This window comes from Oleiphilus sp. HI0066 (assembly GCF_001635725.1).
In genome coordinates, this window is record NZ_LWFH01001796.1 from 1 (window position 1) to 554 (window position 554).

1 protein-coding gene is annotated in these 554 nt (G+C 46.9%); it reads left to right on the forward strand.

Translation table 11 applies throughout. From position 1 onward, the window contains the following. Positions 1-554 (forward strand): ATP-grasp domain-containing protein (locus tag A3738_RS27900; protein WP_369819846.1); only part of this gene is annotated, 554 nt, incomplete at both ends.

The following is a 554-nucleotide window of genomic DNA, read 5'->3' on the forward strand; positions in this document are numbered from 1 at the left end:
GTTGTAGATCGTTCTACGCGTCGCGTTGTATTCATGGCGTCTACCGAAGGCGGTGTTGAGATTGAGACCGTTGCAGAAGAAACGCCAGAAAAAATTCTGAAAGCAGAAATCGATCCTTTAGTAGGTGCTCAACCATACCAAGCACGCGATCTAGCGTTCCAACTTGGTCTCGCTGGCGATCAGATTAAGCAGTTCACAAAGTTGTTTTTGGGGCTTTCTAAACTTTTCCATGATTACGATTTAGCGTTGTTAGAAATCAACCCTCTCGTAATTACTCCTGAGGGCAACATCCACTGCCTAGACGGAAAAATTAACATTGATAGTAATGCGATGTATCGTCAGCCGAAGTTACGTGAAATGCACGATCCTTCGCAAGAAGATGAGCGCGAAGCACACGCGGCTGAATGGGAACTCAATTACGTAGCCCTTGATGGCAACATTGGTTGTATGGTGAACGGTGCAGGTCTTGCGATGGGCACTATGGACATCGTTAAGCTTCACGGTGGCGCTCCAGCAAATTTCCTTGATGTTGGTGGTGGTGCAACTAAAGAGCG